Raw genomic sequence first — 24,295 nt, 5'->3', positions numbered from 1 at the left:
GCGCGGGGCGTCAGCCCGTGAAGACGTCCACGACCAGCCGGACCGGGTCCTCGAGCCACGTCACCCGGTAGGGGCGCGATCGGTCGAGGCCGATACCCACGTGGCTGATGCCCTCGAAGCCCCCGAGGATGCGCGCCTCGCGGATCGCCCCGGTGCCCGAGAGGGTCGTCGGACCGGTGTACGGGTCCTCGCCCAGCGGCGTGCCGTCGACCCAGGCACCGAACGCCACGTCGAGCGACGCGGTGCCGGCGAGCGCGGGCGACAGCTCCTCGCCGGAGGGGTCGAGCGTGAAGGTGCTCGCCTCAACAGGCGTCACCGACCACCCCGGCGCGGCCGTGGCCCCCGCGAAGTCGAGCACCCAGCGGTCGTAGCAGTCGTGGGTCCCCAGGCGCATGGTCGAGCCCCAGATCACGGGGCTCAGGTGCGCGCCCCAGTCGTCGGACGATGCGCTCGCCGCCTCCGTGCCGAAGGCCTCGCACGTCGGGCTGGGCGTGGGCGTAGGCGTCGGGGTGGGGGTCGGCGCGGGGCTTGCTGTCGCCGTCGCAGAAGGCGCCGGGGTGGTCGCGCGCGACGACGGCTGCGGTGCGTCACCCTGCGAGCACCCCGCGAGGAGGGCCGCGGTCAACGCGATCGCGGCCAGCCATCGCCGGCTCCTGCTCACACCTCCAGGCTACGCCGGTGCGCGGACAACGGGTGGTGGGGCCTGCCCGCCCGCGGGCCCAGGTTGGAGGTGGAATGCGGCACCGCTGGGAGCGTTTACAGTGGGGAGATCACTGTTTGACGGGTGCAAAGATGGGCCCGACCCTTGCACGAAGGAGTCGCCCATGTCCGCCACGCCCACGCCCGCCACGTCGCCGTCTCCCGGCGCGACCCCCGCATCGTCCGACCGCGGCCTGAGGGGGTCGCTGCGGCGAGGCGTGTTCTGGAACTACGGCGGCCTCTACTTCTTCTACTTCGCCATCTGGCAGATCTTCTTCTCCTTCCACGGGCTGTGGTTCGACCAGAGGGGCCTCGGCGAGGGCAACATCGGGCTGATCAACACCGTGATGGCGATCACCGCGCTGTGCCTCCAGCCGCTGTACGGCTACCTGCAGGACCGGCTCGGGCTGCGCAAGCACCTGTTCGCCTTCGTGGTGCTCTGCGGCGCGATGGTGGGGCCGTTCTTCGCGTTCGTCTTCACGCCGCTCCTGGGCTGGAGCCCGGTGGGCGCCGCGGTCGTGTCCGGCATGTTCATGGCGCTGGTGCTGCTGGCCGGCGTGAGCGTGGTGGAGGCGTTCAACGAGCGCGCCTCGCGGGCCAACGACTTCGAGTACGGCCACGCCCGCCTGTTCGGCTCGCTCGCGGGCGGCACCATCACCCTGGTCGCCGGCTGGCTGTGGGCGAACGTGAACCCCGACAGCATCTGGTGGGCGGCATCGTTCTGCGCGCTCGTGCTCGGCGCGCTCCTGGTCGTCGCGCGGGTGCCCCGGCAGGCGGCGCAGAGTGCGGCCGAGGGCGAGCACTCGTCGGTGAAGGTGAGTCGCGCGGCGGTGCTGGGGCTGGTGAAGGACCGGAGCTTCCTCGGCTTCGTCGTGCTGATGTTCGGGACCGCCGCGCTCTACGACGTGTTCGACCAGCAGTTCTCGATCTACTTCGCCGCCCACGTCGACCACGGCGACCCGGTCTCCCTGTTCTCCTACGTGGTCACCATCCAGATCTTCGCGGAGGCCGCAGTGATGCTGGTCGCGCCCTGGTTCGTCAACCGGATCGGCGCCAAGCGCGGTCTGCAGCTCTTCGCCGCGATCCTGGTGGTCCGCGTGCTGGGCTCGGCGCTGGTCACCACGACGGAGGCGCTGATCGCGTGGCGCCTGCTCGCCGCGATCGAGATGCCGCTGATGCTGGTCTCCGTGATGAAGTACATCACCCGCACGTTCGACGTCCGCATCTCGGCCACCGCCTACATGCTCGGCTTCGGGGTCGCGAAGTCGCTGGGTGTCGCCGTCTTCTCGCTGCCGATCGGCGTGGCCTACGAGTCCATCGGCTTCTCGAACGCCTACCTGGTGATGTCCGTCGCGATCGTGGCGGTGACGGTGGTCGCGAGCCTGCTCATGCGCAACGACCGGCCGCGCGGCCGCGGCGGTGCGGACGATGCGGGTGCACCGGCGGGCGAGGAGCTCGCCACCGCGCGCACCTGAGCGGCGGGGCGAGGGTGCGCCGGCTCGACTCCGCGCACGTCTGAGGGCGCACCGGTTCGACACGCGCTTTCCATCGTTGTAAACTCGTGACCAGTCTCAGGCCCCGGGGGACGTCCGCATCCGTGCGGATGCCCCCGAGGCCCGCCGTACCAGCGACGATGCGGCGACCGCCTGTCGAAGGAGCCATCCGTGTCCGAGGACCTCATCCCGAACCCCATCGTGCTGCAGCGCGCCGACCCGTGCGTGCTCCGCGACGGCGACCAGTACTACTTCACCGGCTCGCACCCGCTGTACGACCGCATCGTCCTGCGTCGCGCGTCGCGCCTCGAGGACCTGCAGGCGGCCGAGGAGCACACCATCTGGGTCAAGCACGAGTCGGGTCCGCAGTCGCAGCTGATCTGGGCGCCCGAGATCCACCGGGTGAACGGCGCCTGGTACGTCTACTACGCGGCGTCGCCCACGGGCGCGCCGTCGGCGGACGAGCCCGGCACCGCCGAGACCTTCAACCACCGCGTCTACGTCCTCGAGTGCGCCGACGCCGACCCCATCACGGGCACCTGGGTCGAGCGCGGCCAGGTCGACACCGGCTGGGAGACGTTCGCGCTGGACGCCACCAGCTTCGTGAAGGACGGCGTCCAGTACCTGGTGTGGGCGCAGCAGGATCTCGCGATCCGCGGCAACTCGAACCTGTACATCGCGCGCATGGCGAACCCGTGGACGCTGGCCACGCCGGCGGTCATGCTGACCAAGCCGGAGTACGACTGGGAGACCCGCGTGTTCTGGGTCAACGAGGGGCCGTCCGTGCTGCAGCGGGACGGCAGGCTGTACCTCAGCTACTCGGCGTCCGGCACGGGCATCGAGTACGCGATGGGCCTGCTGACGGCCGACGCGGACGCGGATCCGCTCGACCCGGCGGCCTGGACCAAGTCGCCGGAGCCGGTGTTCACCTCCGATCCCGCCGTCGGCATCTACGGGCCCGGCCACAACTCGTTCACGGAGAACGAGGACGGCGAGACCGTGCTGGTCTATCACGCCCGCACCTACACCGAGATCGTGGGCGACCCCCTGTGGGAGCCCAACCGTCAGGCGTGCGCGCAGGTGCTGCCCTTCGTCGACGGCGAGCCCGTGTGGGGGACGCCGGTGCCGTTGACCCGCCCCGCTCCCACGTCGACCGAGGTGCTCCCCCCGGAGGGCATGCCGCAGCTGACGGCCTAGCCTCAGGACGGCCCGCCCGGGCGGGATGGGCGGGATCCGGCGCGGGTTGCGGCCCGTGCCAGGGGATTCGGAGGGCGCACGCGTCGCGGACGCACCGGTCGTGGCCGGCCTGATCACCGTCATCGCCTACGTCGCCGTGGTCGCGGTGCTGTGGCGGGTGACCCGGGTCGACTGCGCCGCGATCGCGGCCAGTCGGACGAGCGTCGTGCGCGGCGGGCCGCCAGCTGTGAGTGCACCGCGCGACGTTGGACGCCCTAGGCGTCGCGTCGTGCACTCGCAGGACCCGCGAGGCGCGCGGACACGGTCGTGAGCACCCGGTCCCGGCACCACGCGGGCCGATCGACCACATCGCGCCAGCCGAAGCGGAGCACAGCGAATCCTGCGGCGACCAGGTCCGTCTGGCGCTCGCGATCCGCATCGCGCGCCTGTCGCGTCGAGTGATAGCGGTCGCCGTCGAGCTCGACCACGACCGCCGCGCGCCGGTGCAGCATGTCGACGGTGGCGCGCCGTGATCTCAACGCCAGCGGAACCTGCCACTCGAACTCTCGGAAGCGCTGATCCGCGAAGGTCTCGTACCGTGCGCGGACCTCGAGCGGGGTGGTGGCGCCGGCGGCGAACCAGCCGAGCATCCGCTCGAGCTCGACGCGTCCCGGCACCCGCGGAGCGCGCTCGACCTCCCGCCGGAGCTGGCGCCAGCTGCAGGCGCGCGCCCACAGGGCCTCCCACGCGATGCTTGCCCGGCGCTCCGGCGCGGCGAGACGCCAGGCATCGAGCAGCGCGCGCTCGGGGACCGCGCAGTTCACCATGGAGAAGCTGGTGCTCACCCGTGGCGTCCCCACCTGCAGCAGCCGCACCCAGCTCGGGGCTCGCAGGTGCTGTCCACGGGGCACGATCAGGGCGGCCCGGTCCGGCGCGGGAAGTTGGCGCGCGCACAGATGCAGCGCCAGCTCGCCGGTGACCAGGCCCGCGGGGTGCCACAGGTTGAGGGCCTCGCCTCGAACCACCGGATCAGCTGCGTGGCGGGAGCCGCAGTAGACGCCCGGCAGCAGCCGGGTCACGGTTCCGTCGGCGATGGCGCGGGTGAGTCGCCGGGTCGACCAGGCGTGGAGCAGCTCGGCGCGCGACCACGCATGGGGGTGGGAGTCGAGGTGGTCGGCCAGGAGGCCGCTGGGCATGGGCACCCCCGGGATCGCGCGCATCTCTCCAGCGCAACAGAGCATCGGGAGCGCGGGGCCGCCGCTCGGAGATCTGTGGACGAGCGCCGGCTGTCCACAGCCGCCGTTGTCGGTCCTGCGAGTGCACCGCGCGACGCCGGGCGCCCTAGGCGTCGCGCCGTGCACTCACAGGGCTCCTGGGGCACGGCACAGGGCCGGGACGATGCGCGACACGCCCGGATGCGTTGTCGCATCGACGGCCGTTCTGACCGGCGGCGACATGGGCCCGAGCCGGTCGGCGCCTCGGCCGGAAACGCCCCGACTTGAGGCCTTCTACATCACGAATCGGCCACATTCGCCCCCGAGAAGCGCAACAAAACGGACATAACATACGTCCCGAACAGCTCAATGTGGCGTATGTCACATCGCGGGCGTAGCGTCGAATGTGATGTAGGTCACAAGGGAGTGACCTGCGCGACCCCAGTGAGGGAGGGGTATCATGCGCGGCTTCATGTCCACAGGCATGTTTGAGGGAACCCGCGGACGGCACGCTCGACGGCGAACGTCGCGGCCGGTCATCGCGGGGGTCTCGATCACGGCGCTGCTCGCGACCACGCTCGCGGGAGGGGTGGCGGCGCCCGCGGTCGCGACGTCCGCGGCGTTCACGCCGCAGACGGCCTTCGTGATCGACGCCGACACCGCCGGCCCGAACGACTTCGACGCGCTGTACGGCGCGGGCACCACGCCAGGCGGCCTGCCGACCACCGGCGTGTATGCGATGAGCGAGGACCCGGACCTGTGCGCGGATGTCAACGATGACGCCGGCGACAGCGGCGTCAAGCTCGAGCACGGCCCCATCTGGGGCTCCACCTTCTCGCAGGTGACGCCGTCCAAGAGCGACCTGGCCTACGTCGCGATCGCGGCTGAGAAGGTCGACGTCGGCGGCGACGTCAACGACATCGTCTACGCGATCTACAAGCGCTGCAACGCGGATCCCGGTTCGATGATCGGCGCGCTGTACTTCGACGACGGTGACGGTCTGCCGCCGACCAGCGACCCCGACGGCGACTACCTGATGCTGTTCGAGTTCAATCCCTCGAAGGCCTCCAACGCCGACCTGTACCAGCGCGTGGGCGGCACCTGGGTGCTGCGCAGCATCCCGGCGGGAGCCGTCGAGGTGACGGCCACCCAGACCGCGGGCGAGGTCGCGATGAACCTCAGCCTGCTGCGCATCCTGCCGACCGACCAGTGCCGCACCGTCAGCGTGGGCGGACAGGCGGCCACCGCCTCGGGCTACGACCCGAACAGTGCGCTCAAGGACCTGGCATACGTGCCGCCGATCGACATCTCCAACTGCGGCACCGTCGAGATCGACAAGACCGCCACCACCGACGCCCCCGGACAGCAGTTCGACTATCGGATCGAACGCACGGGCGGCGGCACGGTGCGGGATGGCGAGGCCGTCATCGTCGGCGACCTGGCCGTGGGCGAGCAGGACTCGTGGAACCGCGTCATCAACGGCACCGACTACACCGCCTGGGAGCTCACCGACAGCCTCCCGCCGGGGTGGAGCCTCGACACCGTGATGTGCACGTATCAGGACATCTTCGCGGCAGGTCGACCGTGGGTCGACGTCACGCTCTACGAGGACGGCGCCCCCACAGGGAACGTCTTCGACGTGCCGTCGTCGCTCCTGGGCGGCACCAGCTCGTGCACCATCCACAACGTCTTCACGGGCATCGTCGTGAAGAAGGCCGGTGACGGCGACACGGGCACCGACTTCGACTTCAGCTACGGCCAGACGGACTTCGACCTGAAGCTCGGCGAGTCCCAGACCTTCGCCGCGACGGCGGGCGAGCCCGTGGTCATCAGCGAGGGCACGCTCCCGGCGAGCGCGCTCCCGTGGGGCCTCGACAGCATCTACTGCGAGGCCGACGGCCAGGAGGTCGGCACCGTCGACCTCGCGAACCAGAAGGTGACCGTGACCGCCCAGAAGGGCGACCTGATCACCTGCACCTTCACCAACGAGCAGCAGGGGAAGCTGATCGTCCAGAAGGCCTCCGACGGCGGCGCTGGCGACTTCGACATCACCGGCACGGCCGCGGGCACCATCACCACCACCGCGACCGACGGGACGGTCTCGGGCAACACCCTGAGCGCGCTCGTCGACGCCGGCTCCGGCTACTCGGTGGGCGAGGACGTCCCCGACGGCTGGCGGCTCGACAGCATCATGTGCGACCAGGGCGAGGATGACCCGGCGGACATCACCGTGAACGCCGGCGAGACCGTCACCTGCACCGTGCACAACACCAAGCTCGCGCGGCTCAGCCTGACCAAGGAGGTCACGGGAGTCGCCGACGACTACCCGTGGTCCTTCGGATTCACCCTGAGCCCCGACGCGGTCCCGGCGGGCACCCAGACGCTCGCCGGCACGGGCAACCAGACCTCGCCGAGCGTGGCGAGCTGGATGGACCTCCAGCCCGGCACCGAGTACACGCTGAGCGAGTCCGGCGCGACCGGCTACGACGCGACCATGAAGTGCTACGACCAGGCGCAGACGGAGCTGCCCGACGCCGACGGCGACACCCCCGGGTATCAGATCGACCCGGCTCCCGGCGCGGTCATCGACTGCCACGTGGTCAACGCGGCCAAGCCGGCGGACGTCGAGCTGACCAAGACGGTCACGGGCGTGGCGGGCAGCTACGCGTGGGAGTTCGACTTCACGCTCACGCCCCCGGCGACCGGCGGCGGCCTCCAGAAGGCCGACGGGGTCGGCGACGGCTCCGACGTGCTCACCTGGACCGACCTGGTCCCGGGCGAGACCTACACGATCGCGGAGGCGGTCGACGGGGACTACACCCAGGCGCTCTCGTGCACCGTGGCGGAGGACCTCGACCAGGACCCGACCAACGCGTCGGTCACCTTCGTCGCGGGCCTCGACCAGCACGTCACCTGCGCCGCGACCAACGCGGCGGAGGCGTCCACGCTGACGCTCACCAAGACCGTCTCGGGCGTGGACGATGCGCTGGCGTGGGGCTTCGACTTCACGCTCAGCCCGGACGCCACCGGCGGCGGCATGCAGACCGCGACCGGCACCGGCGACATGGTCTCCGCGCCGCTCGTGTGGTCGGACCTGGTCCCCGGCACGCTCTACACGCTGACCGAGGCGGCCGACGGCGACTACACCCAGACGCTCCGCTGCACCGGGGTGGTCGACCTCGACCCGAGCCCGACGGTGGTGTCCTTCATCGCCGGCTTCGACCAGAGCATCGTCTGCTCGGCGGTCAACACCGCCAAGCCGTCGGACCTCACGCTCACCAAGACGGTCGACGGGGTCGCGAGCGATCTCCCCTGGCAGTTCGGGTTCACCCTGACGCCGCTCGGCGGGGCGCCTGACGCGCAGCTCGCGCTCGGGACCGGTGACGGCTCCGACGTGCTCGAGTGGACGGGCCTGGTGCCCGGCACCACGTACATCGTGTCCGAGGCGGTCGTGGGCGGCTACGTCCAGGATCTCCAGTGCACCGGCGTCGAGGACCTCGACCCGTTCGACCACTCGGTGACGTTCGTCGCCGGCTTCGACCAGCACATCGTCTGCACCGCGGACAACTCGGCGAAGCCGACCGACATCACGGTCACCAAGACGGTGGTCGGCGTGGCTGAGGACTACAGCTGGCAGTTCGGATTCCTGCTCACGCCGATCGGGGGCCTGCCGTCCGCGCAGGTCGCGCTCGGCACCGGCAGCACGTCCGACGTGCTCACCTGGACAGGGCTCACCCCGGGCATGACCTACGTGCTCGCCGAGGTGGTCGACACGAACTACACCCAGACCCTGCAGTGCACGGGCGTCGAGGACCTCGACCAGTCCGACACGACGGTCACGTTCGTGGCCGGCTTCGACCAGCACCTCACCTGCGACGCCCTGAACAAGGCGAAGATCTCGCGGGCGACCCTCTCCAAGGAGGTCACCGGCGTCGCCGACGACTACGAGTGGGCGTTCGCGTTCACCTTCGCTCCCACGGGTCCGTCGAGCCGCAGCTCCGAGCAGTTCGTGCTCGGTGGCACCGGCAGCACCCTCATCCAGCCTCGCGCGATCGAGGGGCTGATCCCGGGCGAGGTCTACAGGCTCGAGGAGGTCGCGCTCGGAGGCTTCCTCCAGCGGCTGGTCTGCGACGGCGTCACCGACCTCGACCTGTCCGAGTCCTCGGTGACGTTCATGGCCGGCTTCGACCAGAGCATCGTCTGCCGGGCGGTGAACGATGCGGTGCCCACCTCGGTCACCGTGACCAAGGTCGTCGAGGGCGTGGCCGATGACTACGCCTGGGACTTCGGGTTCATCCTGTCGCCCGAGGCGACCGGCGGCGGCGTCCAGCACGCCACCGGCACCGGACCCGGCTCCGACGTCCTGACGTGGGAGGACCTGATCCCCGGCGAGGAGTACACGCTCGCCGAGGAGATCCTCCCCGGCTACGACCAGACGCTGGTGTGCGATGTGCCGGCCGACCTCGACGACAACCCGACCACGGTCACGTGGCGGCACGGGGTCAACCAGAACATCACCTGCACCGCGACCAACACGGCCAAGAGCTCGGAGCTCACCGTGACCAAGACCGTCAGCGGCGTCGCCGACGACTACGCCTGGGACTTCGGGTTCCTGCTGTCGCCCGAGGCGACCGGGGGCGGCGTCCAGCACGCCACCGGCACCGGACCCGGCTCCGACGTCCTGACGTGGGAGGACCTGATCCCCGGCGAGACCTACGTGATCGCCGAGGAGCTGGTCACCGGCTACGACCAGATGCTGATGTGCACGGGCGTCGAGGACCTCGACCAGTCCGACACCACGGTCACGTTCGTCGCCGGCTTCGACCAGGACATCACCTGCGACGCCACCAACGACGCGCTGCCCTCCAGCCTGACGGTCACCAAGACGGTCACGAACGTGGGTCCCGACCACCAGTGGGACTTCGGGTTCCTGCTGTCGCCCGAGGCGACCGGCGGCGGTGAGCAGCACGCCACCGGCACCGGACCCGGCTCCGACGTCCTGACGTGGGAGGACCTGATCCCCGGCGAGACCTACGTGATCGCCGAGGAGCTGGTCACCGGCTACGACCAGATGCTGATGTGCACGGGCGTCGAGGACCTCGACCAGTCCGACACCACGGTCACGTTCGTCGCCGGCTTCGACCAGGACATCACCTGCGACGCCACCAACGACGCGCTGCCCTCCAGCCTGACCCTGACCAAGGAGGTGACCGGTGTCGCCGACACGCTCGCGTGGGCGTTCGACTTCACCCTCACCCCGGAGGTGGGCGACGGCGGCCTGCAGACGGCGACCGGCACCGGTGACATGGTCTCCGCGCCGCTGGTCTGGGAGGACCTGGTGCCGGGCACCGAGTACACGGTGATGGAGGGCCTGTACCCCGACTACGACGGGATGCTGGTCTGCACCGGAGTCGAGGACACCGACCCCGATCCCACGGTGGTGACCTTCATCGCGGGCTTCGACCTCGACATCACCTGCGTGGCGTCGAACGCGGGGCTCCCGTCCGACATCAGCGTCACCAAGACGGTGGAGGGCGTGGCCGACGGCTACGACTGGTCCTTCGCCTTCACGCTGACGCCGGCGGCGGGCGGCGGTGGCGAGCAGGTCGCCTCCGGCACCGGTGACGGCACCGCGGCGCCGCTGCTGTGGACCGACCTGGTTCCCGGCGTGGAGTACGTGCTCGCCGAGGCGGTGGACGCCGGCTACACGCAGTCGCTCATGTGCGAGGGCGTGGAGGACCTGGACGACGTCGACACGTCGGTGACCTTCGTCGCCGGCTTCGACCAGTCCATCGTCTGCGACGCGGTCAACACCGCGCGGCCGTCGAGCGTGTCCATCACCAAGACCGTGACCGGGGTCGCCGACGACCTGCCGTGGAGCTTCCTGTTCTCCATCGCACCGGCCGTCGACGACGTCGACTCGCAGCTGGTCGAGGGCGTCGGCAACGTGACCGCGGAGCCCGTGGGCTGGACCGGCCTGGTGCCGGGCGAGACCTACACCGTGGCCGAGGCGGAGGTCGACGGCTACGCCGCCACCCTGATGTGCGAGGGGGTCCAGGACCTCGACGACGTGGCGTCCTCCGTCACCTTCGTCGCGGGCTTCGACCAGCAGGTGTCCTGCACGGCCACCAACGCGGGCCTCGCGGCGCAGCTGGCGCTCACCAAGACCGTGGCGGGCATGCCCGACGACGGCGACTGGGCGTTCGAGTTCACCCTGACCTCCGACGTGGGCCCGGCGACGGTGACCCTCACGGGTGCGGGCAACTCGAGCTCCGACACCGCGACCTGGGACCTGATCCCGGGGGCGACCTACACGGTCTCCGAGCCGGTCGACGAGCTCTACACCCAGGAGCTCACCTGCACCGGGGTCGAGGACCTCGACGACGTGGCCACGTCGGTGACGTTCGTGGCCCCGCTGGGCGGGATGGTCACCTGCGACGCGGTCAACACCGTGATCCCGGTGATCGTGGTCGAGCCGACCGAGCCGCCTGCCCTGTCCGTCACCGGCGCGGACGTCCGCGGCACCCTGGGAGCCGCTGCGCTCCTGCTGGTGGCCGGGCTGGCGCTGCTGACGGTGCGCCGCCGACGCGAGAGCTGAGACTCGCGGAGGCGAAGGTCCACGGGCTCGGCGGTCCTCACCCGCCGGGCCCGTGGTCCATCCCCGCCCCCGCCCCGCCTCCGGACAGTACGCACGGAGTTGGGCGCGACACGCCGTGGTCCCGGACCCGATCGGCCCCAGCCGCCGGCGTGTCCGCGCGGATCCCGTGCGGACTGTCCAGGGGAGGACGGGAAGGCGGGAGGGAGGAGGCCCGGCGGCGTCAGCGCGCCGGGATCTCCGTCACCTCGACCGGCGTGACCGTGAGCCGGAGCGCGCGCGGCGGGGTCAGCTCCTCGTCGAGGGCGGCCTTGAGGTCCTCCGGGGGAGGGGTGTCCCCGCTGCCGCGCAGCGCGACGATGACGGTGCCGCTCTCGATCGAGATGTCCTCGACCACGAAGTCGGGGTCCTCGCCCAGCCATTGGTCGACCGTGCGCTGCGCCACGCGCTCGGCGGTCGCCTGGGTCAGCAGGCCCTGCGAGGACAGCACGAGCGGGGCCAGCAGCACCACCGCGAGGGCCACGAACGGGCCGAGCACGCCGATCACCCGCATCGGGTTGTCCTGGAGGCGACGATGCTCGGCGAAGCCCGTGAGCACGAACACCAGCGCCGCGGACAGCACGATCGCGGCGAAGTTTGTGAGGAACAGCAGGAACGCTCCGCCCGCATCGACGAAGCGCCCGCCGCCGAGGCAGATGCCGACCACCGCGAGCGGCGGCACCAGCGCGACCGCGATCGCGACGCCCGCGATCGACGAGGACACCCGCTTGTTGACGGTCGCGAACGCGCCCGCGGCGCCGGCCGCGATCGCGATGCACATGTCGATCACGTTGGGGTTCACCCGCGACGTGATCTGCGTGTTGGTGTCGAACGAGACCGCGACGGGGGCCCACGCGGCGAGGCCGTAGGACAGCGCGATCGACACGAGCACCCCGAGCGTCACCATGAGCCCGGCCTGCAGCGCGCGGTGGGGCCAGCCGTTGACGAGCGCGCCGGCGAGCCCCACGATCGGCTGCATCAGCGGGGCCACGAGCATCGCGCCGATCACCACGGCGGTCGAGTCCGACAGGACGGCGAAGGTGGCGATCGCGACGGACAGGACCAGCATCACCCACCACGCGCCGAGCTTCGCGTAGCGTCCCGGCTCGTCGAAGTAGAGGCTGTCCGCCAGGTCCTCGCGCTCGCCGACGCCGATGTCCATGCCCCGGATCCAGTCCCAGAGCACCTCGGGCAACGTCGCCGTACGGGGGTCGAGACCCGCCTCGTGGGACGAGCTGCGGCGCAGTCCCCACGCGACCAGGATCAGCCCGACGACGATCGCGAGCGTCGCGCCGCCGACGATGATCGCGTCCGTGAGGGTCTCGGGCGACCAGAAGGCGATCCCGCCTCCGGCGAGCGCGATCACGCCGCCGACGATCCGGGGCCCCTGACCCTCCTGCCCGCGGCGGAAGATCGACGACACCAGCAGGAAGAGCCCGCGGATGGCCACGTACAGCCCGGTCAGCGAGACCACCACCTGAAGGCTCACCGTGCCGCCGTCGGTGTCGATCCACATGAAGAGCACCAGGATCGCGACGAACAGGACGGTGATGAGGCCGCGCAGGAACGCGATCACGCGGTTGCGTCGCTTTCCGATCCACCGCTTGCCGACCAGCGCGTAGATCACGTCGAGGATGCCCGAGACGCCCAGCACGGCCACGACGATGATCTGGACGATCGCGGTGCTGACGCCGGGCAGCAGGAGCACCAGGGTGCCGGCGCCCGCGGCCACCAGCCCGCGGAGCGAGATCGGGTTCGCGACACCACGCCACATCGACGCGGCGTCGCCTCGCATGCTGCGCATCGCCTGCTTGCCGGTCCGAGGCGTGTAGCGTGGCCTCCGCTCCGGGCTGGTGTCGCCGCTCATGATCCTGTCCCCCTCTGCCGCGCCTCCGAAAGGCCGTCTAGCGCTCAGCGTAGGACCCGTGCGCGAGCAGAGCGCCTCAGACTGCGAACGGCACGCCGCACCTCAGGATCACGTTGGAGTAGGCGGTGTCCTCACCGGTGCGCACCGCCAGCCGGCATTCGCTCACGAGGGCCTTCAGGTCGTCGTGGGGGAGCCGTTCGGCGGGCGAGTCGAGGCGCTCGTCGACCCACGCGCCGCACGGCCACTCGTCGGAGGGCGCCGAGACGTACGCGTGCTCCACGACGATCTCTCCGAGGAGCGCGTCGAGGACGGTGGTGAACGCCGGCTCGCCGTAGACGAGCGCCAGGTCGACGACCGGCACGTGGGCGGGGATGGGCAGCCCCGCATCGGCGACGACCAGCAGATCCGTGTGGCCGAGCCGCGCGAGCGCACCCGACAGCGGAGCGTTGATGATCCCGGAACGCTTCATGGCAGGGGATCCTCCTTCCCTGGGTAGGACGGCTGAGCTCCCAGCCGTTGGACCGATGCGGCGGCGACCCGCGTCGCCTCCTGCGCGGCTGACCGTAGGTCGGCGCCGGAGGCGAGGTGCGCGGCCAGTGCTCCGACGAAGGCGTCGCCTGCGCCCGTGGTGTCGACGACCGGCACCCGCAGCGCGGGCACCGTCCACTCGGTGCCGGGCTCGAAGCCGAGGCATCCCGCGCCGCCGAGGGTGACCACGACCGATCGCGCGCCCGCCGCCTGCAGGAACCGCCCAGCGGCGGCCGGGTCGCCGCCACCTGTGACCGGCGTCCCCGGTGGCCGCAGGCCCGCGGCGACGATCGCGGCTTCGTGCTCGTTGACCACCAGCGGGTCGGCGCACGCGACCACGTCCGGGGCCAGCGCGCAGGCCGGTGCGGCGTTGATGACGACGCGCGCGCCCGCGGTTGCCGCGGCCCGCGCCGTGTGCTCGACCGTGGGCAGCGGGAGCTCGGCCTGAAGCACCACGACTCGGGCCCGCCCGATCGTGCGCGAGGCGTCCACCTGCTCCGCATCCACGGTCGAGTTCGCGCCCGGCACGACGATGATGGTGTTCTCCCCGTCCTCGGCCAGCGTGATGATCGCCAGGCCGGTGGGACCGGGACGATGCGCGACGGCGGCCGTCTCCACGCCGGCGCGTTCGAGCAGGCTCAGGGCGGTGCTGGCGGCGGTGTCGGTTCCGACGGCGCCGACGATCGAGGTCGTGGCGCCGCGCAGCCGTGCAGCGAGCGCCTGGTTCGCCCCCTTGCCGCCGGGTGCCTGCCAGGAATCGCGCCCGAGCAGCGTCTCGCCGGGACGAGGGTGCCGCTCGACCGTGGCGTACAGGTCGACGTTGATCGATCCCACCACCAGGACCTCGATGTCCATTCGGCTCGCCTCCCTCGGCATGTTGACAACCATGATGGCGCGTCCTAGCCTGTTGAACAACACATTCAGTAATGAATTTTTATTCAGTCGGTATCGAATAGGGATTCACAATCAGAGTCGATCGATGAATGGAGTTCCGGTGGCAGGGCCGCCGCCGGAGCTGGGGGGCCACTACGTCGGCGCCTCTCGTCGGTCGGGGCGCGCGAAGGAGGGCGCTGACGATGTCGAGCAGTGTGCAGGCGGTACCGGTGTGGCGGCGGACCTGGGTTGTCGGGGTCGGGGTCGCGGTCGTGCTCGCGGTGCCGATGGTGCTGAGCACCACGTTCGTGAGCAACGCGGATCAGGAGATCGCTGCGGATACCGCGGTCGAGTATGCCGCCCTGAACTACGACGAGGTGATCGTGCCGTCGATCACCGAGCGCGCCGTCCCCGTCGCCGAGCTCGCCGAGAACGTGCTCGCGGATCCCGAGGGTACCGGCGAGGAGCTCGGGCGTCGCGAGGACGAGAACAAGCCCTACAGCTACCCCGTCACCGCGACGGGCACGGTGACCGAGGGGTCGTTCGGCGAGGTCGGGCTCGAGGTCGCCGAGATGCCCGAGGGGCTCACCGTCGGCGTGGCGGTGCCGCCGCTCGGCTCCTCCACGGCGCTCCGTGACGCCGGCACCACCGTCACCTTCGGAGACTTCGTGAACCAGACGGAGTACCAGAACGTCGCCATCGAGCTGAACAAGCTCGCCGCCGCGGAGGCCTACGCCGAGGTCGACATGGATGCGCTCGAGGGCGAGACGATCACCGTGGTCGGAGCGGTCACCTGGTCCTCGAAGACCGGTGGCGACGTCACCCACGTGGTGATCGTCCCCGTCAGCGTCGAGGTCGGCTCGTGACCGAGGCGGCCATCCGGACGCTCGCGCGCGGCGAGATCGTCATGCGGGCGGAGCAGATCACCAAGGCCTACGGAGGGACTCACGCGCTCCGCGGTGTGGACTTCGAGCTGCGGGTCGGCGAGGTCACGGCGCTGATCGGCGAGAACGGCGCTGGCAAGTCGACGCTGATGAAGATCCTCTCGGGCGTCGAGACGCCGAGCTCCGGAAGCATCGTCCTGGACGGCGCGGAGGTCTCCTTCGCCAGTCCCACCGAGGCGCTGGCGCAGGGGGTGGCGATCATCCACCAGGAGCTGAACCTCTGCCCCAACCTCTCGATCGCGGACAACGTCTTCCTCGGGCGGGAGAAGCTCAAGGGCGGATCCGTGGACTTCGCGGCGCAACGCCGCGAGACCGCCGAGCTGATGGAGCGGCTCGAGGAGCAGCTCGACCCGCGCACGCTGGTCGGCGACCTGCGCGTCGGCCAGCAGCAGATCATCGAGATCGCACGGGCGCTCAGCGAGGACGCCCGCATCCTCATCATGGACGAGCCCACGTCGGCGCTCTCGCATGCCGAGGTGGAGGTCCTCTTCCGCATGATCCGCGAGCTGACGGCCCGGGGCGTCTCGATCGTCTACATCTCCCACCACCTCGACGAGTGCCTCGAGATCGCGGACACCGCGGTGGTGCTGCGCGACGGCGAGATCGTCGCCCGCGCCGACATGGAGGATGTGGACCTCGGCTGGATCGTCTCTCAGATGGTGGGTCGCGAGCAGTCCGACCTCTATGCCCCGATGGCGCACGACCCCGGCGAGGTGCTCCTCTCGATCGAGGGCCTGGTGGTCTCCGACCCCGACAGCCCCGGTCGTCTCGCCGCACGCGACGTCACCTTCGACGTGCACTCGGGCGAGGTGGTGGGCATCTACGGGCTCATGGGCGCGGGCCGCACCGAGCTCCTCGAGGCCATCGCCGGACGCAACCCCATCAGCGCCGGGTCGGTCACGCTCGACGGCGAGGAGCTGACCCACCGTACGGTCCAGGATCGCATCGATCGCGGGCTCATCCTGGTCCCCGAGGACCGTCAGCGGGACGGTCTGGTCCAGACCCTCGGCGTGGGGCGCAACATGGCGCTCGCCTCGGTGGGCCGGTTCCTGAAGGCGGGGCTGCTCGATCAGCGGGCCGAGAAGGAGCACCTCGATACGACCGCCAAGGGCGTCAAGGTCAAGATGGCGGGCCTGGACGCCGCCATCGGCTCGCTCTCCGGGGGCAACCAGCAGAAGGTGGTCATCGGCAAGGCGCTGCTCACCGAGCCCCGCGTGGTGGTGCTCGACGAGCCCACGCGAGGCATCGACGTGGGCGCCAAGGCCGACATCTTCGCCCTGATGGCTTCCCAGGCGCGCGAGGGACGCGCCGTGCTCTTCGCCACCTCCGAGGTCGGCGAGGTGCTCTACGCCTGTGACCGGATCCTCGTGATGTCCCGAGGTCGCATCGTCGCGGAGCTCGACCCGCGCACCACCACCCGCGAGAAGTTGATGGCGGTCGCCGATTCCGGCTCCGCCGCACAGACCACGAATGAGGCCTGACATGACCACCACCCAGCAGTCACCGAAGACCGCGGGAGCCGCGGCCCAGCAGCAGAAGCGCCACCCGATCCTGGGCGATCGCTCGCTGGGCGAGTTCCTGATGGACCAGCGGGCGTTCGTCGCGCTCATCGTGCTGGTCATCATCTTCGCCATGCTGTCGGATGCGTTCCTCCAGCCCAGCAACCTCATCACGATGACCAAGCACGTCGCGTACAACGCGATCCTCGCGCTCGGCATGCTGCTGGTCATCATCACCGGAGGCATCGATCTGTCGGTCGGATCCATCGTCGGGTTGTCGGGCATCGTCGCCGGTGTTCTGCTCCAGGGCTGGCAGCTGTCGCTGTTCGACGTGACGGCCTATCCGGCCGTGTGGGTGGTGATCATCGTCGCGCTCGCGGTCGGCGCGCTCGTCGGCGCGCTCAACGGCCTCCTGATCACCAGATTCAGAGTCGCGCCCTTCATCGCGACGCTCGGCACCATGTACATCGCGCGCGGCGCCGCGCTGCTGATCTCGAACGGCTCGACCTTCCCCCGACTGCAGGGTGAGGCGGAGCTCGGCAACACCGGCTTCTCGTTCCTGGGCGTCGCCCGCCCGCTCGGCATCCCGACGGCGATCTGGATCATGGTCATCTTCGCCGTGCTGATCGCCCTGCTGGTCGCGAGGACCAAGTTCGGTCGCTGGCTCTATGCCACCGGTGGCAACGAGCGTGCTGCGCAGCTGTCCGGCGTCCCGGTCAAGAGCGTCAAGATGCGGGTCTACATCATCTCGGGCATCTGCGCGGGCATGGCGGGCCTCATCATCGCCTCCGAGCTCACATCGGCCGCGCCGCAGACGGGCCAGGCCTTCGAGCTCAACGCGATCGCGGCGGTGGTCATCGGCGGGGCATCTCTCGCCGGCGGCCGCGGCACGGTCAAGGGCGCGCTCATCGGCGCGTTCGTCATCGGGTTCCTGTCGGACGGCCTGGTCCTCGTCGGGGTCAGCAGCTTCTGGCAGACCGTCATCAAGGGCCTCGTCATCGTGCTCGCGGTCATCCTCGACCAGGGCCAGGAGCGCCTCAAGAAGGCCCGCGCGGCTGCGCAGGCCGCCCAAAGCGTCAAGCAGGAGGCCGCGGAGCGCGAAGCCGCGGCCGTCAGAGCTTGATCCCCCACCCAAGAAGAGAAACTCAAGGAGAGAAGATGCTAGGCAAGTTCCGCAAAGGCGCTGTGATTGCCGCAGCAGCCATGTCCGCCCTCGCGTTCGCCGGATGCTCGAGCGGCGGGTCGACCGAGACGCCGACCACCGCGTCGTCCGCCACCGCGGAGACGAGCACGCCGGCCGGCGGCGGCGAGGCCGGAGGCCTCATCGCGGTCATCACGCCGTCCCACTCGAACGTGTTCTTCAAGGCGGAGGCTGACGCCGCCGTGGCCGAAGCGGAGGCGCTGGGCTACACCGCTCAGGCCGACTCGCACGACGACGACCCGAACAAGCAGTCCGAGCTGATCGACGCCGCCATCTCGAACGGCGCCGTGGCGATCGTCCTCGACAACGCTGGTGCCGACGTCACCGTGGGCGCCGTCCAGAAGGCCAAGGACGCGGGCATCCCGGTGTTCCTGATCGACCGTGAGATCAACGAGACCGGCATCGCCGTCTCGCAGATCGTCGCGAACAACGCTCAGGGCGCGGGTCTGGTCGGCGAGTCCTTCGTCGCGGCCATGGAGGGAGAGGGCACGTACATCGAGCTTCTCGGGCGCGAGACCGACACCAACGCGGCGGTCCGCTCCGACGCCTACCACGCGGTCATCGACGAGTACCCGGACATGGAGATGGTCGCTCAGGAGACCGCCAACTGGGACCAGCAGGAGGCCTTCAACAAGGTCCAGACCCTGCTCGAGGCGAACCCGGACGTCAAGGGCATCATCGCGGGCAACGACACGATGGCGCTCGGCGCGGTCGCCGCGGTGGACGCGGCGGGCCTCACCGGCGAGGTGATCGTCGCGGGCTTCGACGGCAGCCCCGACGCCGCGCAGGCGATCAAGGACGGCAAGCTGCTGGCGACGGGTCTCCAGCCCGCCGTGCTGATCTCGCAGATGGCGGTCCAGCAGGCCGACGAGTACATCCGGACCGGGTCGACCGGCCAGCCGGAGAAGCAGTCGATCGACTGCATCCTCATCGACGCGTCCAACGTCGACAAGTACACGGTGTTCGCCCTCGAGGGCTGACACCGCTCCTCCCGACGACGGCGTCCCGCGGATCACCGCGGGGCGCCGTCGCCGTGTCAGGCGACGCCCCTGGTCCGTGGCGTGCCAGCCGACGTAGGCTGGCCTCCGACCTGGAGGGAGGGACGATGCGCGTGAGAGTCCTCGCGGCCGCGAGCCTGGGTGCGCTGGTGATGGCCGGCTGCACCGGCACGAGCGAGCCGGCGGGCACCGCGACGGGCGGATCCAGCACGTCCCCGCAGCCCGCGATCAGCGCCTCGGACCTTCCCAGCGAGCCCGCGGAGGTCGAGGGGTCGCTCATCGCCCAGGCGTCGGGGCAGTCGCTCACGGTGTTCACCGCGCCCGATGGAGCCGAGCAGCAGACGGTCGAGGCCGCCGACGTCCTCACCGTCCCGGATCAGACCCCGCTGGTGTTCCTTGTCAAGGAACGCCAGGCCGGCTGGGTCGAGCTCTACCTGCCCGTGCGTCCCAACGGCACCACGGGCTGGGTGCCCGAGTCGGACGTCACGCTCACCTCGACCACGCTCCAGGTCGAGGTGGTGCTGTCGGACTTCACGCTGACCGTCACGGACGGCGACGACGTCATCTTCGAGTCGTCGATCGGGCTCGGCCGCGACGAGATGCCCACGCCCGGCGGGGTCTACTTCATCCGCGAGCTGCTGCAGCCGCCCGACCCCGACGGGCTCTACGGGCCGTACGCGTACGGGCTGTCGGGCTACTCGCCCGTGCTGGACTCCTTCGCCGGCGGCGACGCCGTGATCGGCATCCACGGCACCGACGACCCGACGTCGATCGGCCGCGCCGTCTCCCACGGGTGCATCCGCCTGCCCAACGACGCGATCACCGCGCTGGTGACCACGGTGGGCTTGCCGCTCGGCACCCCGGTCACGATCTCGGAGTAGCGTCGGGGCGCATCGTCCTCGCAGCGAGCAAAGCACGGCCCGGCAGGTCCTGAGACCTGCCGGGCCGCGTCGCCGGGGGGATCAGCCGGCGTATGTGGCTGCGGACTTCACCGGGGTGGCCGCAGCAGCCTTGGTCGGCGCCACCGTGGTGGTCGGCGCCTCGGTGGACGTGGTGGGGGTCTCGGCGACGATGTCGTCGACCACCACGATGGTGGGCGTGAAGTCGCATCCGACCACGCCGCCCGGGTAGGTGACGGTGAGGGTCTGCGACAGCGGGTCCACGGTCACGGAGACCTCGGTGTCCGGCGCGGTGGTCCAGCCGTAGTTGGCGGAGGCGTCCTCCACCCACTCCTCGGCGTCGACGTCCCAGTACCAGCCCGGCCACGTGGCGACGGTTCCGTCGGTGTTCCACTCGACGCCCGGCCAGATGACCGTGCCCGATCCGAGCCCGACCTCGATCGACCAGTCCTGCGCCGCGTCGGTCGGGTGGTGGAAGGTCAGGGTCGCGGTGTCGCCGAGCGTGCCGGCGGGGTCGTTGACCGTGACGGTGTAGGCGAGGTACGGACCCTCGGCGCCGCACATCGGGATGACCTCGGCGTCCTCGATGCTCGGGTCGACCGGCGGGGCCGGGGGCGTCGGCGGAGTCGGAGGCGTCGGCGGAGTCGGCGGAGTCGGCGGGGTAGGCGGAGTCGGAGGCGTCGGAGGCTCCTCCACGCAGGCGGCGAGCTCCTCCTCGGTCAGGTCGCGCAGCTTCGCCTCGACGCCCGAGGTCGCGTTCGCGGTGTCCAGCACCCACTCCTCGCCGTTCCAGACGTAGGGGGTCACGGTGAAGCCGCGGGTGAGCGTCACGGTGGTGTCGCCGCAGACCCACTCGCCCTCGGCGTACTCGCCGTAGACGATCTTGTCGTCGGGCTGGGGCGGGATCGGCGGCGTCGGGGGCTCGTCGACCGGCGGGGTCGGCACGGTGTCGTCGACGCAGACGATCCAGTGCGAGACGCCCGCCTGCTGGCCGCCGCCGTTGAGCGGCGTGAAGTACGGGGTCCCGGCGACCGGGTACTCGACAGGCTCGGCGTTGCCGTCGCCCCAGCCGTAGTCGACGGCGCCGCCCTTGACGACCAGCAGCGCGTAACCCGAGCCGTCGCCCGTGTACGGGTCGAGCTCGACGGCGGTGCCGCCCTCGACGATCGAGCCGAAGCTGTCGTTGTAGCAGCTGATCATCTCGGGGTCGACGCCGGCGGCCGCGGCGGCCGCGCCGACCCAGTTGTCGGGGTTGTTCGTGTTGTTCTCGTTGGCGCCTGCGGGCGCGATGCCGGTCAGCGTCAACGCAGCCACGCCTGCGGCGATGGCGAAGTTCCTCAGCTTCATGATCCCTCTCCCAGCCAGGGGAGGGCGGGGCTCCTCAGCCAGCCCACGTAATCCCGATCCCCCGGTTGCTCACATCGTGATTCGGGCCGGATACCAGGGTCAACGACCCTCGCAGGGGGGTGTTGCCTCATGAGGTTCATATGTACGGATGTGAAGGATGTGACAAAAGGGACTGCGTTATCGGCTCAAGGAGTCCGCGGTCGCGGACGATGCCTGGGGCTCGTGCGACGCTGATACCTCAGTCGCCGTTGAGCAAGATGGGCTAGGGTGGGGTCGTGACCGACCGACTGGCCCAGCTCGCCGCGCTCGCCGACGCGCACCGGCTCGCGGTGGTCGACGTGCTGGCCGCCGGGGACCTGTCGCCCGCCGAGCTCGGCCGCGCGGTCGACCTGCCGTCGAACCTCCTCGCGCATCACCTGCGCGTGCTCGAGGATGCGGGGCTGGTGGACCGGCGCCGCTCCGACGGCGACGGCCGCCGCGCGTACCTCTCGCTGCGCTGGTCGCCGCTGGTCGCCGCGGCGATCGCCACCCCGGGCGCCCCCGGCGTCTCGCAGCCCGCCGGTCGCGCCGCGCCCGACGCGCCCGCGCATCGTCCCTCCCGCGTGCTGTTCGTGTGCACCGGCAACGCGGCTCGCTCCCCGCTGGCGGCGGCGCTGGCCGCCGCCGCGGGCGTCCCCGCGGCCTCGGCCGGCGTCGACCCCGCGGCGTCGCTGCACCCCGGGGCGGTCGCCGAGCTGGCCCGCCACGGCCTGACGCCGCTCGCCGACACTCCCGCGCCGCTCGACCAGGTCCGCGCCGCCGGCGACCTGGTCATCACCGTCTGCGACCGCGCCCACGAGTCCGGCGCGGGCGCCGCCCACTGGTCCATCCCGCGGCCCGACGGGACCGCGGAGGCCTTCGCGCGCATCGTCGATCAGCTGACCCCGCGCGTGCGCCGCCTGGCGGACGCGCTCACGACCCCCTGAAGAAGGAGACCTCCATGCCCACGCCCCACGTCCTGTTCCTCTGCGTCAAGAACGGCGGCAAGTCCCAGATGGCGCTCGGCCTGTTCAGCCACTACGCGGGCGACCGCGCGGTCGCCTGGTCCGCCGGCTCCGAGCCGGGTCCGGCGCTCAGCTCCGGCGCGGTCGAGGCGATGGCCGCCGTCGGCATCGACATCAGCCACGAGCACCCCAAGCGGTGGACGGACTCCCGCCTGCAGGAGGCCGACGTCATCATCACCATGGGCTGCGGCGACACCTGCCCCTACATCCCCGGGAAGCGCTACGAGGACTGGGCGATCGAGCCCGGCCCGTCGGAGGACCAGCGCGACCAGATCGACGGCCGCGTCCGCGAGCTGATGGTGAGCCTCGGGGTCGAGCCCGGCCCGTCGGTGGTGCCCGCCGACTGACACATGACGACCGGTCCTGCTGCAGCAGGGCCGGTCGTGCTGTCCGGTCGACGGATCAGCCGGTGTAGCCGGCGTCCGACAGGACCGGGGTGGCGACGGGGGCCTCCGGGGTGGCGGTGTCCGACAGGACATCGACCTCCGGCTCGTCCTCGTCGTCGGGGACCTCGGTGGTCTGGGGATCAGGCTCCTGCGTGGGGACCACGCAGTCGTTGTCCCAGATCGCCTGGCCGAGCGTCCCGTAGTTCTGTCCGGCGTAGGACAGGAACGGCGGGATGATGTCGTCCGGGTGGTCGTCATGCCCGTTCCAGGCGATGTCGACCACGCCGTCCGTCGAGGTCCACCCGACCTGGTCCGACACGAACGGATCGCTCGTGTCCGAGGTCGCGTGGCAGATCATGACCGATCCGGTCTCGACCACGGGCTCCGGCTCCTCCGCCGGTACCACGCAGCCGTTCGCGAGGATCGCCTGACCCACCTCGTCGTAGTTGAGGCCGGGGAAGCCGTTCTCGCCGCCGAAGGGCGGGATGATGTCCCCGGTGTGGTCTCCGTGTCCGTTCCACTTGATGTTGAGGCCGTTGTCCACGGCGTTCCAGGACACGTGGTTGACGGTGTAGGGGTTGGTCTCCGACGCCGTCGCGTGGCAGATGGTGACCTTGTAGGTCTCCATGTGCGGGTCGTTCCCGGGGTTGTTGTCCCCGGCCTGCGCCGCGGTTCCGGCCGCCAGCAGCAGGGCGAAGGTGCCCAGCGCCATCGCCAGGCCTCGCGCATTCATGATGCACTCCTGTGCCGGGGGACGATGCGGGGGCCTCAGCCAGTCCTCAACTACCCCAGCACTCCCATTGTCCTCCTTTGTGAGGGTTTGTCACGAATCGGCGGCGATCAGCCCGTGTAGCCCGCGTCTGAGACCACGGCGTCGGCGGCCGGCGCCTCCGTGGTCTCGTCCTCGACGCCCACCTCCGGGTCCGTGGTCTCGTCCGGGTCGGGATCGGTCGTCTCCGGCGTCACCGGCTCGACCTCGGGGGTGATCGGCTCCGGGTCCGGCGGCACCGGGTCGGGCTCGGGCGGCGGGGGCGGGTCGGTCGGCTCCGTGGTCGGGGTGCCGGACGGGATGGGCTCGGAGCCGCATCGCACCTCACCGGTGAAGGCGTCCGTCACCACGATGTCGCCGTAGCTGAAGTCCACCGTGTACGAGTAGCTGGTATCCGGGAGCTGGTCCGCGGGGATCACGGGATGGAAGCCGCGCAGGTCGCTCAGGTCGTCGTCGACCAGCTGGATCACCTCGCCCTCGGACGTGGTGACCGTCACGAGGATCGGGATGTCCGCCGCGGGCTCCCAGCCCCATCCGATGTCCAGATGCATGTCGGAGCCGCACGATGCGTTGACGTTGATGCTGTCGAGGTCGCCGGGGCTGCGGGGCTCCGGCAGGACGGCGGCGACGGCGCCGCCCCCCAGGAGCAGGACCGCGCCGGTGACGCCGGCGATCATCGGGGCACGCGAGATCATGGAGGCCCCCCTTCCTCCCTCAACCCCTAC

At 70.8% G+C, this 24,295-nt stretch carries 18 protein-coding genes; 10 read left to right on the top strand and 8 right to left on the bottom strand.

Translation table 11 applies throughout. The features are described 5' to 3' along the window. Positions 1–10 precede the first annotated feature (10 nt). On the bottom strand, positions 11–661 hold the full coding sequence (locus QQX13_RS07605) for an AMIN-like domain-containing (lipo)protein (RefSeq protein ID WP_301153028.1): 651 nt from the start codon (positions 659–661) through the stop codon (positions 11–13). Between the two features lie 163 nt (positions 662–824). On the opposite strand from QQX13_RS07605, the gene QQX13_RS07600 reads away from it, so the two are divergent. Together QQX13_RS07600 and QQX13_RS07595 are read left to right on the top strand one after the other, a co-directional pair. Then, positions 825–2,174, top strand: coding sequence for an oligosaccharide MFS transporter (locus QQX13_RS07600; RefSeq protein WP_301153026.1), 1,350 nt, complete (start codon positions 825–827; stop codon positions 2,172–2,174). A 189-nt stretch (positions 2,175–2,363) separates the two neighbouring features. Continuing rightward, the gene (locus QQX13_RS07595) at positions 2,364–3,389 is read left to right on the top strand and encodes a glycoside hydrolase family 43 protein (RefSeq protein ID WP_301153025.1); all 1,026 of its coding nucleotides are present in this window, start codon (positions 2,364–2,366) and stop codon (positions 3,387–3,389) included. 254 nt (positions 3,390–3,643) lie between these two features. Here QQX13_RS07595 and QQX13_RS07590 read toward each other — a convergent pair whose 3' ends face one another. Beyond that, positions 3,644–4,564 (bottom strand): endonuclease domain-containing protein, encoded by a 921-nt coding sequence (locus QQX13_RS07590; protein ID WP_301153024.1) that lies wholly within the window; start codon positions 4,562–4,564, stop codon positions 3,644–3,646. 490 nt (positions 4,565–5,054) lie between these two features. On the opposite strand from QQX13_RS07590, the gene QQX13_RS07585 reads away from it, so the two are divergent. After that, positions 5,055–11,180, top strand: a complete 6,126-nt coding sequence (locus tag QQX13_RS07585) for a prealbumin-like fold domain-containing protein (RefSeq protein ID WP_301153023.1) — start codon at positions 5,055–5,057, stop codon at positions 11,178–11,180. A 220-nt stretch (positions 11,181–11,400) separates the two neighbouring features. Here the strand turns inward: QQX13_RS07585 and QQX13_RS07580 are convergent, their stop codons facing one another. From QQX13_RS07580 to QQX13_RS07570, 3 genes are all read right to left on the bottom strand, one after another. Further along, complete coding sequence (locus tag QQX13_RS07580; protein WP_301153021.1) at positions 11,401–13,083, bottom strand: DUF389 domain-containing protein; 1,683 nt, start codon at positions 13,081–13,083, stop codon at positions 11,401–11,403. 76 nt (positions 13,084–13,159) lie between these two features. Then, entirely contained in the window at positions 13,160–13,552 is a 393-nt protein-coding gene (gene rbsD / locus QQX13_RS07575) for a D-ribose pyranase (RefSeq protein WP_301153018.1), read from the bottom strand. Then, a complete protein-coding gene (locus tag QQX13_RS07570) occupies positions 13,549–14,466 on the bottom strand; it encodes a ribokinase (protein ID WP_301153017.1) in 918 nt (305 codons plus the stop codon). Before QQX13_RS07570 ends, rbsD begins: the two co-directional genes overlap by 4 nt. 221 nt (positions 14,467–14,687) lie before the next feature. Between QQX13_RS07570 and QQX13_RS07565 the strand changes: the two genes are divergently transcribed. The 5 genes from QQX13_RS07565 to QQX13_RS07545 all read left to right on the top strand — a co-directional run bounded on the left by QQX13_RS07565 (position 14,688) and on the right by QQX13_RS07545 (position 20,007). Further along, complete coding sequence (locus QQX13_RS07565; protein WP_301153015.1) at positions 14,688–15,350, top strand: DUF2291 family protein; 663 nt, start codon at positions 14,688–14,690, stop codon at positions 15,348–15,350. Next, positions 15,347–16,909, top strand: a complete 1,563-nt coding sequence (locus QQX13_RS07560) for a sugar ABC transporter ATP-binding protein (RefSeq protein WP_301153014.1) — start codon at positions 15,347–15,349, stop codon at positions 16,907–16,909. The genes QQX13_RS07565 and QQX13_RS07560 overlap by 4 nt, the downstream gene beginning before the upstream one ends. Before the next feature lies 1 nt (position 16,910). Continuing rightward, entirely contained in the window at positions 16,911–18,050 is a 1,140-nt protein-coding gene (locus QQX13_RS07555; RefSeq protein ID WP_301153012.1) for an ABC transporter permease, read from the top strand. A 62-nt stretch (positions 18,051–18,112) separates the two neighbouring features. Further along, positions 18,113–19,108: a D-ribose ABC transporter substrate-binding protein gene (locus QQX13_RS07550; protein WP_301153010.1), complete on the top strand. Its 996-nt coding sequence runs from the start codon at positions 18,113–18,115 to the stop codon at positions 19,106–19,108. 125 nt (positions 19,109–19,233) lie between these two features. Beyond that, complete coding sequence (locus tag QQX13_RS07545) at positions 19,234–20,007, top strand: L,D-transpeptidase (protein WP_301153009.1); 774 nt, start codon at positions 19,234–19,236, stop codon at positions 20,005–20,007. Positions 20,008–20,088: 81 nt separating this feature from the next. Here QQX13_RS07545 and QQX13_RS07540 read toward each other — a convergent pair whose 3' ends face one another. Further along, entirely contained in the window at positions 20,089–21,372 is a 1,284-nt protein-coding gene (locus tag QQX13_RS07540; protein WP_301153008.1) for a hypothetical protein, read from the bottom strand. Between the two features lie 275 nt (positions 21,373–21,647). Here QQX13_RS07540 and QQX13_RS07535 point away from each other — a divergent pair, with 275 nt between their 5' ends. Continuing rightward, a complete protein-coding gene (locus tag QQX13_RS07535; RefSeq protein WP_301153006.1) occupies positions 21,648–22,337 on the top strand; it encodes an arsenate reductase/protein-tyrosine-phosphatase family protein in 690 nt (229 codons plus the stop codon). A 14-nt stretch (positions 22,338–22,351) separates the two neighbouring features. After that, entirely contained in the window at positions 22,352–22,762 is a 411-nt protein-coding gene (locus QQX13_RS07530) for an arsenate reductase ArsC (RefSeq protein ID WP_301153004.1), read from the top strand. A gap of 55 nt (positions 22,763–22,817) precedes the next feature. Here the strand turns inward: QQX13_RS07530 and QQX13_RS07525 are convergent, their stop codons facing one another. Next, complete coding sequence (locus tag QQX13_RS07525; protein ID WP_301153003.1) at positions 22,818–23,534, bottom strand: hypothetical protein; 717 nt, start codon at positions 23,532–23,534, stop codon at positions 22,818–22,820. A gap of 107 nt (positions 23,535–23,641) precedes the next feature. Next, positions 23,642–24,265 (bottom strand): hypothetical protein, encoded by a 624-nt coding sequence (locus QQX13_RS07520; protein WP_301153001.1) that lies wholly within the window; start codon positions 24,263–24,265, stop codon positions 23,642–23,644. Positions 24,266–24,295 lie beyond the last annotated feature (30 nt).

This window comes from Demequina lignilytica (genome assembly GCF_030418375.1).
Classification (GTDB): Bacteria; Actinomycetota; Actinomycetes; order Actinomycetales; family Demequinaceae; genus Demequina; species Demequina lignilytica.
The sequence above is the reverse complement of the archived record's forward strand: the minus strand, read 5'-3'. Positions and strand labels throughout refer to the sequence as shown.